Below are 14,788 nucleotides of genomic sequence, written 5' to 3' on the forward strand. Positions count from 1 at the left end.
TATGTCGCTGGCAAAAGCGTCCGTCTGGACCGCCGGTTCCACGCTGATTAAAATTGGTGCCGGGCTTCTGGTGGTGAAACTGCTGGCTGTGGCTTTCGGACCTGATGGTGTCGGGCAGGCGGGGAATTTCCGCCAGCTGGTGACGGTGCTTGGCGTGCTATCCGGCGCCGGAATTTTCAACGGCGTCACCAAATACGTCGCCGAACATCATGAAAACCCGGAGCGGTTACATGCGGTTCTCGGCACGTCCTCCACGCTGATTTTAAGTTTCTCGACGGTGCTGGCGGCTGTTTTTCTGCTGGCCGCCGGACCGGTGAGTGTCGCGCTGTTCGGCCATGACCGCTATCAGGCGGTTGTCCGCTTTGTGGCTTTGATTCAGATGGGTATCGCCTACGCCAACTATTTCCAGGCGATCCTGAAAGGCTATCGCGATGCCATGGGCAACGCGCTGGCGGTGATCGGCGGCAGCCTGATCGGCCTTCTGGCCTATCTGCTGTGCTTTAAACTCGGCGGCTATGAAGGCGCGCTGGCCGGACTGGCGCTGGTGCCTGCGCTGGTTGTCCTGCCGGCGGGCGGTATGTTGTGGCGGCGAAAATCCTTCCCGCTGCACTATTTAAAACCGGGCTGGGATCGTTTTATCGCCAGCCATCTTGGCAAATTTACGCTGATGGCGCTGATTACATCCGTTACCTTGCCGGTAGCGTATGTGATGATGCGAAACCTGCTGGCGGAACATTACAGCTGGAAAGATGTGGGGATCTGGCAGGGTGTGAGCAGTATTTCAGATGCCTATCTGCAGTTCATTACCGCCTCTTTCAGCGTATATCTGTTGCCAACATTATCGCGCCTGACCGACAAACGGGACGTCACGCGCGAGATAGTGAAATCGCTGAAATTCGTTTTGCCTGCCGTGGCAGCGGTCAGTTTTACCGTCTGGCTGCTGCGGGACTTCGCTATCTGGCTGTTGTTTTCAAAACAATTTATCGCGATGCGCGATTTATTCGCCTGGCAACTGGTCGGCGATGTGCTGAAAGTCGGCTCGTATGTTTTTGGGTATCTGGTGATCGCCAGAGCGTCATTGCGCTTTTACGTGCTGACTGAAATCAGTCAGTTCGCGTTACTGACAGGTTTCTCTCACTGGCTGATCCCGATACACGGTTCTCTTGGCGCAGCGCAGGCTTATATGGCGACCTACATCGTCTATTTCACCCTGTGTTGCACCGTATTTGTTATCTATCGTAGACGAGCATGACAACGCTGATTCACGTTTTGGGATCTGACATTCCCCACCATAATGTCACCGTACTGCGCTTTTTTAATGATGTGCTGGCCGGATGCGCGCCAGAAAAGCTGATTTGTCATTTTATGGTCGCGGCGGCGGATGCTTCGGCATTTGCAGAATTCACGCGTCTGGATATTCGTGTTTATCCGGATAAAAAGGCGCTGGCGTCGGCGGTGATTTCCCGCGCGCAGGACCGGACGCATCACTTATTCTTCCACGGTCAGTTTAACCCGACGCTCTGGCTGGCACTGCTGACTGGCAAAATTAAAGCACGGCAGGTCAGCTGGCATATCTGGGGTGCAGATCTCTATGAATCGGCGGGCGGTCTGAAATACCGGCTGTTTTACCTCATGCGCCGGCTGGCACAGGGGCGTATCGGGCATGTTTTCGCGACCCGCGGAGACCTGATTCACTTCCATCAGCGCCATCCCCGAGTGCCGTCTTCGTTGCTTTATTTCCCGACCCGGATGGATCCGGCGCTGACGCAGTCTGCGGATTTGCCAGAGCCGGAAGGACCGGTGACGGTTCTGGTCGGCAACTCCGGCGACCGGACTAACCGCCATATTGAAGCGCTGCGTTCGTTGCATCAGCAGTTCGGTGCTGATATCCGGGTGATTATCCCGATGGGCTATCCGGTCAATAATGACGCCTATATTGAACAGGTTCGCAGTGAAGCGTTAAAACTTTTTGCGCCTGAAAACATTGAACTGATGACCGGCGCGATGGCGTTTGACGACTATCTCAATGTGCTGCGCCGCTGTTCGCTGGGGTATTTTATTTTCGACCGCCAGCAGGGCATTGGGACGCAGTGTTTGCTTATCCAGTTTGGTGTGCCATTTGTGGTCAGCCGTCAGAACCCGTTCTGGCAGGATCTGGCTGAGCAGCATTTGCCGGTACTGTTTTACGGGGATGCGCTGGATGCCAGAACAGTGGCAGAAGCGCGCCGCCAGTTACTGAGCGCAGACCGTGAAAATATCGCCTTCTTTAATCCGAATTACATTGCAGGCTGGCAGCAGGCCTTGCAGCTGGCGGCGGGAGACGCATCATGACGCTGACACAGCTGGGTGGCTTGTCACTGGTGTATGCATTCTCGCTGCTGTTCATTCTGACGCTGACGTATAAAGAGTTCCGCCGCGTGCGCTTTAACTTCAATGTCTTGTTTTCACTGCTCTATCTGCTGACTTTTTATTTCGGTTTCCCGCTGACCTGCCTGCTGGTTTTTCAGTTTGACGTAAAAGTGGTGCCGGTCGAAAACCTGTTGCAGGCCATGCTGGCAGCTACGTGTTTCTACGGTATCTACTACGTCAGCTATAAAACGCGGCTGAAGGCAAAGCGTGACGGGCCTTCGCGCCCGCTGTTTACCATGAACCGTGTGGAAACCCATCTCACCTGGATGATGCTGGCGCTGATTGCGGTGGTAACAGTGTCCATCTTCTTTATGCATAACGGTTTTTTGCTGTTTAAACTGAAATCTTACAGCCAGATATTTTCCAGCGATGTATCCGGTGTGGCGCTCAAACGCTTCTTCTACTTCTTTATTCCGGCCATGCTGGTGGTCTTTTTCCTTAAACCCGACGTGCGACGCTGGCTGTTTTTCCTCGCCAGTACCGTGGCGTTTGGTTTCCTGACCTATGTGATCGTCGGCGGAACCCGCGCTAATATCATTATCGCCTTCGCCCTGTTTTTATTTATTGGCATTGTCCGCGGCTGGATCAGCTTGTGGATGCTGGCGGCGGCGGGGGTGCTGGGTATCGTCGGGATGTTCTGGCTGGCGCTTAAACGCTACGGTCTGAACGTCAGCGGTCCTGAAGCCATTTATACGTTCCTTTATCTGACGCGCGATACGTTCTCGCCGTGGGAGAATCTGGGGCTGCTGCTGCAAAACTACGACAAAATCAGTTTTCAGGGGCTGGCGCCTATTGTGCGCGACTTCTACGTCTTTATCCCGAGCTGGCTGTGGCACGACCGCCCAAGCGTGGTGCTCAACACCGCCAACTATTTCACCTGGGATGTGCTGGATAACCATTCCGGACTGGCGATTTCGCCGACGCTGATTGGTTCCCTGGTTGTGATGGGCGGCGTGTGGTTCATCCCGCTGGGCGCTGTTGCCGTCGGTATGATCATCAAATGGTTCGACTGGTTATATGAAAAAGGCAAAGCAGACATCAACCGCTACAAAGCCGCTATCCTGCAAAGTTTTTGCTTCGGTGCGGTCTTTAATATGATTGTGTTGGCCCGTGAAGGCGTGGATTCCTTCTTTTCACGGGTGGTCTTTTTCTGCGTTGTTTTCGGGGCGTGTCTGGTAGTCGCTAAATTGTTGTATTGGATGTTTGACGCCGCCGGACTGATACGTGTCAAAATACCCCGCAGAAAAAACCTCATGGAGCCGCTGGCAGTAAGGAAGAGTCATGAATCTGGAGAATAACGTTCCGCAATACGATATCCGCGGGATACGCCTTTGGGGCTTTCGTGATATGGCGCATTTTCTCGATTACCTTTTTGCCGGCCACAAGGTGAAAACTGGTGCGCTGGTGGCGATGAATGCCGAGAAAGTGCTCACCGTCGAAAGTAATCCGGAAATGAGCGAACTGATTGGCCGCGCGGAATACAAATATGCCGACGGTATCAGCATGGTGCGGGCTATCCGCCGTAAATACCCGCAGGCGCAGGTTTCCCGTATCGCCGGTGCTGATCTCTGGGAGGGCCTGATGGAACGCGCCGGTCGTGAAGGAACGCCGGTATTTCTGATTGGCGGTAAACCTGACGTTCTGGCACAAACGGAAGAAAAGTTGCGCACGCAGTGGAACGTCAACATTGTCGGCAGCCAGAATGGCTACTTTACGCCTGAGCAGCGCGGCGCGTTGTTCGAACGCGTCAGAGGCAGCGGGGCCGCGATTGTGACGGTGGCGATGGGCTCACCGAAACAAGAAATCCTGATGCGTGATTGCCGTCTGGTTCATCCGGATGCGCTCTACATGGGCATCGGAGGCACCTATGACGTTTTCACCGGCCACGTTAAACGGGCGCCGAAAATCTGGCAAAACATGGGGCTGGAATGGCTCTATCGTCTGATTTCACAGCCCAGCCGTTTGCGCCGTCAGCTCAAACTTCTCAAATTCGTTCGTTATTACTACACCGGTCGTCTGTAACGAATTCGCCGTTCTGAATCTTCAGGACGGCGTGTCACCTCTCATTTCTTCATTTTTTGCCTGCCTTTACTACCCGCTCTGCATATCAATGCTTATCTTTCTCAATAGACGTTTGCAACTCTTCGGGAAATACGGAAACATAACGCCGTTTTTCCGCCCTATACGGGCATTTTCATCATAAAAATAACATTCCGGTCCTTCCGGAAGGCAAACACAATTACAGAGAAATTGAGGATCTATGGAGAATAAAGAAGAGAAGGGGGGTCTGCACCGGGGGCTTGAAGCGAGACATATCGAGCTGATTGCACTGGGCGGCACCATCGGTGTCGGATTATTTATGGGCGCGGCGAGCACCCTGAAATGGGCCGGGCCGTCAGTATTACTGGCGTACATTCTGGCCGGTGTATTTGTCTTCTTTATCATGCGCTCGATGGGCGAAATGCTCCATCTTGAGCCTGTCGCCGGTTCGTTTGCGGTATATGCGCATAAATATCTCGGGCCGTATTACGGCTATCTCACCGCATGGAGTTACTGGTTCATGTGGATAGCGGTGGGGATTTCCGAAATCACCGCGATTGGCGTTTACGCGCAGTACTGGTTCCCGGATTTACCGCAGTGGATCCCCGCGCTGGCGGCGGTCGCAATCGTTGCAGCAGCAAACCTGGCTGCGGTCAAACTGTATGGCGAAATGGAGTTCTGGTTCGCGCTGATCAAAATCACCACCATCATTGTGATGATCGTGGTCGGCCTGGCAGTGATTTTCTTCGGATTTGGTAATCACGGAGAAGCTGTTGGTTTTGCGAACCTAACGGCACACGGCGGTTTCTTTGCCGGTGGCTGGAAAGGTTTCCTGTTTGCGCTGTGTATTGTGGTGGCGTCCTACCAGGGCGTGGAACTGGTGGGGATCACCGCCGGTGAAGCGAAGAATCCGCAAGTTACGCTTAAACGTGCCATCAATAATATCCTGTGGCGTATTCTGATTTTCTACGTCGGCGCGATTTTCGTCATCATTACAATATTTCCGTGGAACGAAATGGGCACGCACGGCAGCCCGTTCGTGCTGACGTTCGCGAAGATTGGTATCGCTTCAGCGGCAGGCATCATCAACTTTGTGGTGCTTACGGCAGCGTTGTCGGGCTGTAACAGCGGCATGTACAGCTGCGGGCGCATGCTTTATGCGTTATCGCAGAATCGTCAGTTGCCTGCGTTTCTGAGCAACGTCTCGAAAAGCGGCGTGCCGGTTTACGGGATTGCGATAACCATCTTGTGTCTGCTGGTCGGTTCATGTCTGAACTACATCATCCCGAATCCTGAGAAAGTCTTTGTGTACGTCTACAGCGCCAGCGTATTGCCGGGTATGGTGCCGTGGTTTGTGGTGCTGGTCAGTCAGCTGCGTTTTCGTGATGCGCATAAAGAGAAACTGAAAAACCATCCGTTTAAATCGATTCTCTTCCCTTATACCAATTACCTGACGCTGATTTTCCTGGCGTGCGTGCTGGTGGGAATGGCAATTAATCCGGATACACGAGTTTCTTTACTGGTAGGCGGTATTTTCATCGCGGCGGTGTCGCTGATATACTTCGGCCTCGGTATGCACAAACGTGCCGCGCTGACGGTGGAAAAGACAAAATAACGCTGTAAGTCATGGGTGGGGAAGGGAAGGCGTTTACTTTTAAGGCGTATTGGATAAAGCGTAATCAAACGCAATATTTCTGAAAAAAAGCACTAGACAGCCAAGCGTTAAAACCGTAGTATCCCCACCCGCAACGGCGCTAAGCGCCCGTAGCTCAGCTGGATAGAGCGCTGCCCTCCGGAGGCAGAGGTCTCAGGTTCGAATCCTGTCGGGCGCACCATTTAGTATGCGCTAGAGTTGCGGTGAAATGTTGAAGTCTGACAGTTCACGTTAGTAGTTAGAGATATGGTGGCTATAGCTCAGTTGGTAGAGCCCTGGATTGTGATTCCAGTTGTCGTGGGTTCGAGCCCCATTAGCCACCCCACTCTAAAAATGATTTTGTGATTGTGACATGCGATGGTGGCGGAATTGGTAGACGCGCTAGCTTCAGGTGTTAGTGTCCTTCGGATGTGAGGGTTCGAGTCCCTCCCTTCGCACCACACACAAATTTCATTTAAATGATGCAGTTAGCATCAGAAAGTAGTAAGATGCACGACATCGGCGAGTAGCGCAGCTTGGTAGCGCAACTGGTTTGGGACCAGTGGGTCGGAGGTTCGAATCCTCTCTCGCCGACCACATTTGAAAAACCTGCTTTTAAAGCAGGTTTTTTTTCGTCTGAAGTAAATGAGGATGAGAACCTCCGAAGGAGGTTTGAGCCGAGCGAAGCGAGACAACGTTGCTTTAGCAACGACCCGCAGGGCAAGCATCGAAGATGCGCGTCATCCTCTCTCGCCGACCACATTTGAAAAACCTGCTTTTTTAAGCAGGTTTTTTTTCGTGTGTAGTATTCCAACTCATCTTGTTGTTTATCCGCGACATTCCTCTGTATGCCTGTCTCTTTCAGGAGACACTTATCTTATTGATAATTAAAGGGTCACATAAGCTGACATTCAAACGTCGTTTACCGGCGACAGAATGGCGGTTAACCGTGTGATGCCGGCCTCCGGCAAAAACTAAGCGCCATAGCCTGATAAAATAAAGTCGTTAATTATTATATAAATAGAAAAATTTAAACAGATACTTGCCATCCTGGCACGTGTCCTGCAATATTCCCGCCGTAGATGCTCATTCCACCCATTATGTTTGCTCCGGCTTCATAAACCTGGGAATGATGCAGAGCCAATTTACAGTGCCTATTGTCATCCTGACCGATATCGCGCAAGCGTTATCATCCAGAAGGCAAAACGTTGAGTGAGGCACTAAATCTGTTGTCCTAGACCTGATTGTTTTTAGACACTTGTCTTCCAGACAAGTGTTTTTTTTGCCTGAAATTTACGACCGCCATAAAAAAGGCTCCCGAAGGAGCCTTTTACAAACAGCAATTCTATTACGGTTGCTGTGAATTATTCAGCGTCAGCATCAGCCCTTCACGGCGCATCTCGGCCGCTTCTGCCGGTTTGTGCAGTTTATCCAGCGCGTCAGCCAGCCACGCATAATCATACGCGTCAGGACGTTGTTTCAGCGCTTCACGGAACGCATCGCTCGCCAGTTGCCATTCGCCATGCTTCATCAGCAACTGACCCAGCGTGCTGCTCAGCAACGGTGTGGTGCCGTTTTGTTTGATGAGCTGACGCAGAGTTTTCTCCAGCTGCTCAGGATTACCCGAACGGAGTTTAGGCATCAGCGCGACCAGACGGTCGTCGTACTGACGTTTCAGCCCGTCTAGGATCACTTCCTGCGCCAGATCCTGATCGTTGCATTCAATCAGATGCGTCGCCATTGCCACCTGCAACGCCACTTCATGACGGGTTTTGCGACTCTGATCTTTCCACCAGCGTTTCAGACCTTCGCTGCCTTCTTCTGCCATCAGCTGATTCATCATGCCGATATAGGCCTGTTCCTGAAGAACGCGGATTTCATCGTCACTACGAACATCGGCTTTGGCCATCGAAGGCAAAATTTCCAGCAACGAACCGTACGCGCCGGTACGCAGATAGGCCTGTTCCGCGAGACGTAAAACTTCCGGATGGCGTGGCGACTGCCCGAGTAAATGGTCAACGCCGTGGCGCGCGGCATGAATTTCACCCTGCGCCAGCTGAATACGCACGCGGGTAATATCCACCGGCATCTGATCGGTATCAGCGATTTCGGCCGCACGTTCCAGATACTGATTCGTGCGGATGTCATCGCCGCGCTGCTGTGCCGCTTCCGCAGCCAGTAAATAGTTCACCACCGGCTGTTCAGCGTGATCGGCATTGCGTGCCAGCAGTTTTTCCATCTGGCGATGATCGCCTTCTGCCAGTTTGAGCATCGCAGCATGAGTTTGCTTGCGTGCTTTAGAGCTTTTACGCCCGGCAAACCAACCGCGGGTACGTGCACCGGTGCGCAGAACGCGTCGCAGGATCCATTCAATAAAGAACAGCACCAGAATCAGCACGACCAACATAATGACTAAACCGGTGACGCTGGTTTCAATGTTGTAGTTGTCTGTCTGGATCAGGACATAGCCCTGGTGGCCGGCCAGAATCGGGCCGACAATAATCCCGGCGAAGACAATCAGGAATAACACGAAGACTCGTAACATGCGTTATTCCCCCTGCGTGGCGGCGGCGGGCTGCTGGAGCAGGTTACGCACGCGGGTCTGCATCAGCTTTTCCAGCAACGGCTGGCTTTTCAGCTCGTCAGGTACATCCATAGAAATGGACTGCTGGCTGAGATTATCCAGTTCTTCCAGGAAAGCTTTGGTTGACGGATCAGACGTATCAAAATAGGCGCGAACCCATGTCGATACGCTTTCCAGCGACTGTTTGTAGACTTCATCCTGATGACGCGGAACGGCCTGTGCGGCAATCAACAGGCGCGAACGGATATTCTCGCGCAGATACACATCCTGATTCGGGGCCAGCAACGGCTCGGCACTGCTATCACGGCGGCGTATGGTGATGAAGTCATCCATAAAGTTGTGCCAGCTTTTGGTCAGGTTCTGACGCCATTCCGTCATTGAACCGGACAGGCTTGAGCTGTCGTTGTCCATCGGGGAATCGTCAGTGTCATTGTCGGCCAGACGCAGGTTATCCACCTGATTTGACAGCTGATTCAGCTTAAGAATGATACCGTCGAAATCAACCTGTGCAACAGCAGAAAGGCTGCCCACGTCTTCGTTCAGCGCGCGGCGCACGTCAATCAGGCTCGGATCATTCATGTCCGCAAGGCTGGCATCGGCGCTTTTCAGCAGTGCGGCCGCAGTGGTGACATCCTGATCGCTCCACAGCTTGCGACCTGCGAGTTTCACCAGATAATCGGCCTGAGCCAGTAACCAGGTTTTGGCATCGCTGCCTGAAATGCTGGCAACTTTATCTTGTAACTCATTCAGCTGACGGCCATACGACGCCTGCTGGCGGTCAGCGGCCTGCTGGGTTTTATCCTGCTGAGCGAGCAGGGCGGCGATTTGCTGCTTATCCTGTTGCTGGCTTTTTTGCAGGGCATCAAGCTGTGCAGAAAGCGCCTCGTTGGAGGCGGCCTGGGCCAGCGATTGCTGGTGTCCGTGATAGTAAAGACCAGCACCAAGTGCGATCACTAATACAATCGCGATAGCGCCTAACACCGGCGCGGTACGTTGCTTTTTACGCAGCGTTGTCAGCTCCTGGTCACGGTCTGAAGCTTCTGGCTGGGGGCTCTCAACCGCTGGGGAGATAACAACATTCTCATCCGGCGCGGAAGGTTTTTTTTGTTCCGTCATTTTGGCACATCCCTTAGTCAGGTAGTTGTAATGCGCGGATCAGCGCATCATTGTCTGCATTCTCGGCAACCCGAACAGCACGCCAGCCGAGCTGGCGGGCGAGGGTTGCCAAACGTTCACTGACCACGACCAGATTACAGCGCAGTAACCATGAGTTTCGGTAGTAATCAGGAACTAACTGGTACAGCTGTTGCAGCATTTCTCCGCTGGTCACGACCAGCGTATCAATTCCGGCGCGTTGCCAGAGAGCGCTCTGTTCGCTGGCATCATAGTAAACCGGGCTGCGCTGATAACATTCGCAGTAGGTCACTTCAACGCCGCGTTCGGTGAGCGTTTCGGCCAGCAATTCTCTTCCGCCATTGCCACGCAATATCAGCGCTTTTTTGCCTTGTATGCGTTGCAACGCCGGGAGATTCAATAACATCTCGCTGGTTTCCCCATCCTGTGGATAGATAACCGGGAGACTGCTGGCACGATGAAACAGCAGGCCTGTGGTGCGGCCAATCGCATAATAGCTGACGTTATCCGGCCAGCGGGTGGCAGACTGACGTAATGCGCGATCGGCGTAGTTCACGGCATGTTGAGAGAGTACAAATACCAGATCCTGCTGATTTAATGAGGATAGCAGGTTCGGCAGCATTGCGAGCTGGTTCCCCGGCGCAAATTCAATCAGCGGAGAATGAAAGGCTACCCGGCCCAGTGTACGCAGCCGGTTAACCAGCTTTTCTCCTGCCGGAGAGGGACGGGTAACCAGAATGGTCATTGGGGAGCGTTCCCTTTATAGACCTCTTGCAGAATTTCACGTGCCCCGTTGGCCAGCAGTTCTTCGGCAAGTTCCACGCCCATACTGTGTGCGTCAGCGGCAGGACCGCGACGTTCGCCGGCCACCATCTGGCTGCCGTCGGGTGCGCCAACCAGCGCACGCAGCCACAGCTGGTCGCCGTCGAGTTCAGCGTAGCTGCCAATCGGCACCTGACATCCGCCTTCGAGGCGCATATTCATTGCCCGTTCAGCCTCAACGCGTACCGTGGTTTCGCGGTGCGCCAGGGGTGCGAGTAAATCGCGGGTGGTTTGATCGTCGAGACGGCATTCGATGCCGACGGCACCCTGTCCGACCGCTGGCAGACACTCTTCCGGCGTCAGCGCCGTACGGATACGATTCTCAAGACCCAGGCGTTTGAGTCCGGCGACGGCCAGAATAATGGCATCGTATTCGCCGTTATCGAGTTTGGATAACCGGGTGCCCACATTGCCACGCAAATCACGGATCACCAGATCCGGACGTTTCTGGCGCAGTTGGCACTGACGGCGCAGGCTTGAGGTACCCACTACGCTGCCATGAGGCAACTCGGCCAGACTGGCATAATGATTTGAGACGAAAGCATCGCGCGGGTCTTCGCGTTCACAAATTGTGACCAGTCCCAGGCCTTCCGGGAACTCCACCGGCACATCTTTCATAGAGTGCACAGCAATATCCGCGCGGCCATCGAGCATCGCCAGTTCAAGCTCTTTCACAAACAAACCTTTGCCGCCCACTTTGGCCAGCGGGGTATCTAAAATGATATCGCCCTTAGTGACCATCGGGACCAGTTCCACCTGCAAACCGGGGTGACAGGCCATCAGCTGGCTTTGAACATATTGTGCCTGCCACAGAGCCAGAGGGCTCTGTCGGGTGGCAATTCGAATGATTTTGTCTAACATGTTTGTTACCGTTTAACTGTCTCTGTGACCATCCTACCACTGACAATAGAAAGCTGTCAGCGTAAGAAGCCATTCGGAAAAGTAGGGCAACGGTTACTGCGGGGAATTGTTCCTTAATGGAACAGACGGTAAAATCCAGAGAAGCGGAAGAGTAATTGTGGTGCGTTACTTTCTTTACGGTCAATCAGCAAGGTGTTAAATTGATCACGTTTCCAGCAATTATTCGTCAACTATTTGCACAATCATGATTGTTCAAAGCATAAGCATCACGATAAATGACGGATTTGGAACGGGGTTATTTCCAGACACTGTATAATCAGGCGAAACGTCTTGTACCTCTACATCGAGACATTGAAGCAAAGATTGGATGCGATCAACCAGTTACGAGTCGATCGTGCGCTGGCAGCCATGGGTCCTGCGTTTCAACAGGTCTACACACTGCTTCCTGTCTTTTTACATCAACATCACCCTCTGATGCCGGGATACCTTGAAGGTAAGGTTCCGCATGGTATCTGCATTTTCACGCCTGATGAATCCCAGCAATCCTATCTGACTGACCTCGAAGATAAATGGGGCAGCGCACTTGAACCTACGGTTAAAGGCGAATTGCCGATAACCGGCGTCTATTCGATGGGCAGCACCTCCTCAATCGGTCAGAGCCAAAGTTCTGATCTGGATATCTGGGTCTGTCATCAGTCCTGGCTCGATAACGAAGAACGCAACCGCTTACAGCAAAAATGCAGCCTGTTAGAAAAATGGGCGGCCTCGCTGGGCGTGGAAGTCAGCTTCTTCCTGATCGACGAAAACCGCTTCCGTCATAACGAAAGTGGCAGTCTGGGCGGCGAAGACTGCGGTTCAACGCAGCACATCTTATTACTCGACGAATTCTATCGCACTGCGGTGCGTATGGCCGGTAAACGCATTCTGTGGAATATGGTGCCGGGCGAAGAAGAAGCCCATTACGATGAATATGTCCTTTCGCTTTACGCGCAGGGCGCCCTGACGCCGAATGAATGGCTGGATCTGGGCGGCCTCAGCACGCTTTCGGCGGAAGAGTATTTCGGCGCGAGTCTGTGGCAGTTATATAAAAGTATCGATTCTCCTTATAAAGCGGTGCTTAAAACGCTATTGCTGGAAGCCTATTCGTGGGAATACCCGCAAACCCAGTTACTGGCGATGGATATCAAACAACGTCTGCATCAGGGTGAGATTGTCAGCTTCGGGCTGGATCCTTACTGTATGATGCTCGACCGCGTGACCCGCTATCTCACCCAGATTGAAGACACTACCCGCCTCGATTTAGTCCGCCGCTGTTTCTATTTAAAAGTCTGCGAAAAACTCTCCCGGGCACGTGCATCGGTTGGCTGGCGTCGTGAAATTCTCAGCCAGCTGGTGGCGGAATGGGGCTGGGATGAAGAGCGTCTGGCGATCCTGGATAACCGGGCGAACTGGAAAATCGAACGTGTGCGCGAAGCGCATAACGAACTGCTCGATGCCATGATGCAAAGCTATCGCAACCTGATCCGCTTTGCCCGTCGCAACAATTTAAGTGTCAGCGCCAGCCCGCAGGATATCGGCGTGCTGACCCGTAAGTTGTATGCCGCATTTGAAGCGCTGCCGGGCAAAGTGACGCTGGTGAACCCGCAGATTTCGCCTGACTTGTCTGAGAACGATTTAACCTTTATTCATGTGCCGATTGGTCGTGCAAACCGCACCGGCTGGTATCTGTATAACCAGTCGCCGTCGATGGAATCCATCGTCAGCCATCAGCCGCTGGAATATAACCGTTATCTGAACAAACTGGTGGCGTGGGCCTATTTCAACGGTCTGCTGACGTCCACCACGCGCCTGCACATTAAAAGTGGCAGTCTGTGTGATATCGCTAAATTGCGCGAACTGGTGGCGGATGTTTCGCATAACTTCCCGCTGCGACTGGCTGCACCGACGCCGAAAGCGCTGTACAGCCCGTGTGAAATTCGCCACTTAGCAATTATCGTCAATCTGGAACACGATCCGACTGCGGCCTTCCGCAATCAGGTGGTGCATTTCGATTTCCGTAAACTGGATGTTTTCAGCTTCGGGCAGAATCAGGAATGTATGGTCGGCAGTATCGACCTGCTTTATCGCAACTCGTGGAACGAAGTGCGTACGCTGCACTTCAGCGGTGAACAGGCGGTGCTGGAAGCGCTGAAAACCATTCTGGGCAAAATGCATCAGGACGCCGCACCGCCGGAATCGGTGGAAGTGTTCTGCTACAGCCAGCATTTACGCGGCCTTATCCGCACGCGTGTTCAGCAGCTGGTGTCGGAATGCATCGAACTTCGCCTCTCGAGCAAACGTCTCGAACCTGGCCGTTTCAAAGCCGTGCGTGTCGCGGGACAAACCTGGGGTCTGTTCTTCGAACGCCTGAGTGTTTCAGTGCAGAAGCTGGAAAACGCCATCGAGTTTTACGGTGCGATTTCCAACAACAAACTGCACGGATTGTCGGTGAAATTGCAGACTGACCAGGCGCATTTGCCTGCGGTCATTGACGGCTACGCCAGCGAAGGGATCATTCAGTTCTTCTTTGAAGACAGCGCTGACGACATTGGTTTTAATATCTACATTCTCGACGAGTCGAACCGCGTCGAGGTCTATCACCATTGTGAAGGCAGTAAAGAAGATCTGGTGCGTGACGTCAGTCGCTTTTACTCCTCCTCGCACGACCGGTTTACCTACGGCTCAAGCTTCATCAACTTTAACCTGCCGCAGTTCTACCAGATTGTGTCCCTTGATGAGCGCATTCAGGTGATCCCATTTCGCAGCAACGCGTTATCTGCGACCTGCGCGCCTTTGCCTGAAACTGAAGTCGAACCTTCCCGGTTGAAACAGCAATTTCAGTTGCATTAGAAAAGACGTCCCAATCCCGGACACGCGGCAGAATATCTGGCTTTCCTTCTCCTTAAACCCTGAAAATGTGCCCGCGTGTTTTATCGATTCCTGTTGCTTTTCATGATCCACCTGCGATTATAGAGAGCTTGGTCGCATGAATTACGGGCATTCATAAAATGAAAAACGCTTTACGCTGGTCTCTGGCCGCGACGATATTATTTTCTCTCTCCGGTTGCGGACTGAAAGGGCCGTTGTATTTCCCACCACCGGAAAAATCAACGACTCAGAAAACCAGTAATGTTCCAGGTACTGCTAACGACGGTTCATCGCAGCAGAAAGGTGTATCACCAGAAGATCTCACGACTAATTCCAGAGATTAACCGGCCAGTGCCGGGGGTTTCGTGCAGTACTGCCGGAGCCCTTTCCTTCAGGGA

General features: G+C 52.9%; 11 protein-coding genes, 4 tRNA genes and 1 other RNA gene. 12 read left to right on the plus strand and 4 right to left on the minus strand.

Annotated elements, in window-relative coordinates; genetic code table 11:
- Position 1: 1 nt before the first annotated feature.
- From wzxE to J1784_RS09680, 10 genes are all read left to right on the plus strand, one after another.
- The gene (gene wzxE, locus J1784_RS09635; protein ID WP_217149011.1) at positions 2 to 1,252 is read left to right on the plus strand and encodes a lipid III flippase WzxE; all 1,251 of its coding nucleotides are present in this window, start codon (positions 2 to 4) and stop codon (positions 1,250 to 1,252) included.
- Positions 1,249 to 2,331 (plus strand): TDP-N-acetylfucosamine:lipid II N-acetylfucosaminyltransferase, encoded by a 1,083-nt coding sequence (locus J1784_RS09640; protein WP_217149012.1) that lies wholly within the window; start codon positions 1,249 to 1,251, stop codon positions 2,329 to 2,331. The genes wzxE and J1784_RS09640 overlap by 4 nt, the downstream gene beginning before the upstream one ends.
- Positions 2,328 to 3,707: an ECA oligosaccharide polymerase gene (wzyE, locus tag J1784_RS09645; RefSeq protein WP_217149013.1), complete on the plus strand. Its 1,380-nt coding sequence runs from the start codon at positions 2,328 to 2,330 to the stop codon at positions 3,705 to 3,707. The genes J1784_RS09640 and wzyE overlap by 4 nt, the downstream gene beginning before the upstream one ends.
- A complete protein-coding gene (gene wecG, locus J1784_RS09650) occupies positions 3,691 to 4,431 on the plus strand; it encodes a lipopolysaccharide N-acetylmannosaminouronosyltransferase (RefSeq protein ID WP_217149014.1) in 741 nt (246 codons plus the stop codon). Before wzyE ends, wecG begins: the two co-directional genes overlap by 17 nt.
- A gap of 238 nt (positions 4,432 to 4,669) precedes the next feature.
- Positions 4,670 to 6,064, plus strand: coding sequence for a bifunctional threonine/serine APC transporter ThrP (gene thrP, locus J1784_RS09655; protein WP_217149015.1), 1,395 nt, complete (start codon positions 4,670 to 4,672; stop codon positions 6,062 to 6,064).
- Positions 6,065 to 6,207: 143 nt separating this feature from the next.
- Positions 6,208 to 6,284 (plus strand) — tRNA-Arg (locus tag J1784_RS09660).
- Positions 6,285 to 6,352: 68 nt separating this feature from the next.
- Positions 6,353 to 6,428 (plus strand) — tRNA-His (locus J1784_RS09665).
- A gap of 29 nt (positions 6,429 to 6,457) precedes the next feature.
- A tRNA-Leu gene (locus tag J1784_RS09670) sits at positions 6,458 to 6,543 on the plus strand.
- Between the two features lie 59 nt (positions 6,544 to 6,602).
- A tRNA-Pro gene (locus J1784_RS09675) sits at positions 6,603 to 6,679 on the plus strand.
- 33 nt (positions 6,680 to 6,712) lie between these two features.
- Positions 6,713 to 6,842: non-coding RNA, RtT sRNA (locus J1784_RS09680), on the plus strand.
- A gap of 588 nt (positions 6,843 to 7,430) precedes the next feature.
- Here J1784_RS09680 and hemY read toward each other — a convergent pair.
- The 4 genes from hemY to hemC are packed head-to-tail and all read right to left on the minus strand — an operon-like array spanning position 7,431 to position 11,483.
- Positions 7,431 to 8,627: a protoheme IX biogenesis protein HemY gene (hemY, locus tag J1784_RS09685; RefSeq protein WP_217149016.1), complete on the minus strand. Its 1,197-nt coding sequence runs from the start codon at positions 8,625 to 8,627 to the stop codon at positions 7,431 to 7,433.
- 3 nt (positions 8,628 to 8,630) lie between these two features.
- On the minus strand, positions 8,631 to 9,782 hold the full coding sequence (gene hemX, locus J1784_RS09690; protein WP_217149017.1) for a uroporphyrinogen-III C-methyltransferase: 1,152 nt from the start codon (positions 9,780 to 9,782) through the stop codon (positions 8,631 to 8,633).
- Positions 9,783 to 9,795: 13 nt separating this feature from the next.
- On the minus strand, positions 9,796 to 10,545 hold the full coding sequence (gene hemD, locus J1784_RS09695) for a uroporphyrinogen-III synthase (protein WP_217149018.1): 750 nt from the start codon (positions 10,543 to 10,545) through the stop codon (positions 9,796 to 9,798).
- Entirely contained in the window at positions 10,542 to 11,483 is a 942-nt protein-coding gene (gene hemC, locus J1784_RS09700; RefSeq protein ID WP_217149019.1) for a hydroxymethylbilane synthase, read from the minus strand. Before hemC ends, hemD begins: the two co-directional genes overlap by 4 nt.
- 330 nt (positions 11,484 to 11,813) lie before the next feature.
- On the opposite strand from hemC, the gene J1784_RS09705 reads away from it, so the two are divergent.
- Together J1784_RS09705 and lptM are read left to right on the plus strand one after the other, a co-directional pair.
- Positions 11,814 to 14,372 carry a class I adenylate cyclase gene (locus tag J1784_RS09705; protein WP_217149020.1) on the plus strand — a complete coding sequence of 853 codons (2,559 nt, stop codon included), beginning with the start codon at positions 11,814 to 11,816 and terminating at the stop codon, positions 14,370 to 14,372.
- A 158-nt stretch (positions 14,373 to 14,530) separates the two neighbouring features.
- Positions 14,531 to 14,734: an LPS translocon maturation chaperone LptM gene (gene lptM / locus J1784_RS09710; protein ID WP_112290268.1), complete on the plus strand. Its 204-nt coding sequence runs from the start codon at positions 14,531 to 14,533 to the stop codon at positions 14,732 to 14,734.
- Positions 14,735 to 14,788: the final 54 nt, after the last annotated feature.

It is taken from the genome of Rahnella ecdela (assembly GCF_019049625.1).
Taxonomy (GTDB): Bacteria; Pseudomonadota; Gammaproteobacteria; order Enterobacterales; family Enterobacteriaceae; genus Rahnella; species Rahnella ecdela.

Coding starts and splice junctions, on each gene's coding strand:
- hemD (WP_217149018.1), bottom strand. CDS start 10,545: ATGACCATTCTGGTTACCCGTCCCTCTCCGGCAGGAGAAAAGCTGGTT.
- hemX (WP_217149017.1), bottom strand. CDS start 9,782: ATGACGGAACAAAAAAAACCTTCCGCGCCGGATGAGAATGTTGTTATC.
- wzxE (WP_217149011.1), top strand. CDS start 2: ATGTCGCTGGCAAAAGCGTCCGTCTGGACCGCCGGTTCCACGCTGATT.
- hemY (WP_217149016.1), bottom strand. CDS start 8,627: ATGTTACGAGTCTTCGTGTTATTCCTGATTGTCTTCGCCGGGATTATT.
- hemC (WP_217149019.1), bottom strand. CDS start 11,483: ATGTTAGACAAAATCATTCGAATTGCCACCCGACAGAGCCCTCTGGCT.
- wzyE (WP_217149013.1), top strand. CDS start 2,328: ATGACGCTGACACAGCTGGGTGGCTTGTCACTGGTGTATGCATTCTCG.
- lptM (WP_112290268.1), top strand. CDS start 14,531: ATGAAAAACGCTTTACGCTGGTCTCTGGCCGCGACGATATTATTTTCT.
- thrP (WP_217149015.1), top strand. CDS start 4,670: ATGGAGAATAAAGAAGAGAAGGGGGGTCTGCACCGGGGGCTTGAAGCG.
- J1784_RS09640 (WP_217149012.1), top strand. CDS start 1,249: ATGACAACGCTGATTCACGTTTTGGGATCTGACATTCCCCACCATAAT.
- wecG (WP_217149014.1), top strand. CDS start 3,691: ATGAATCTGGAGAATAACGTTCCGCAATACGATATCCGCGGGATACGC.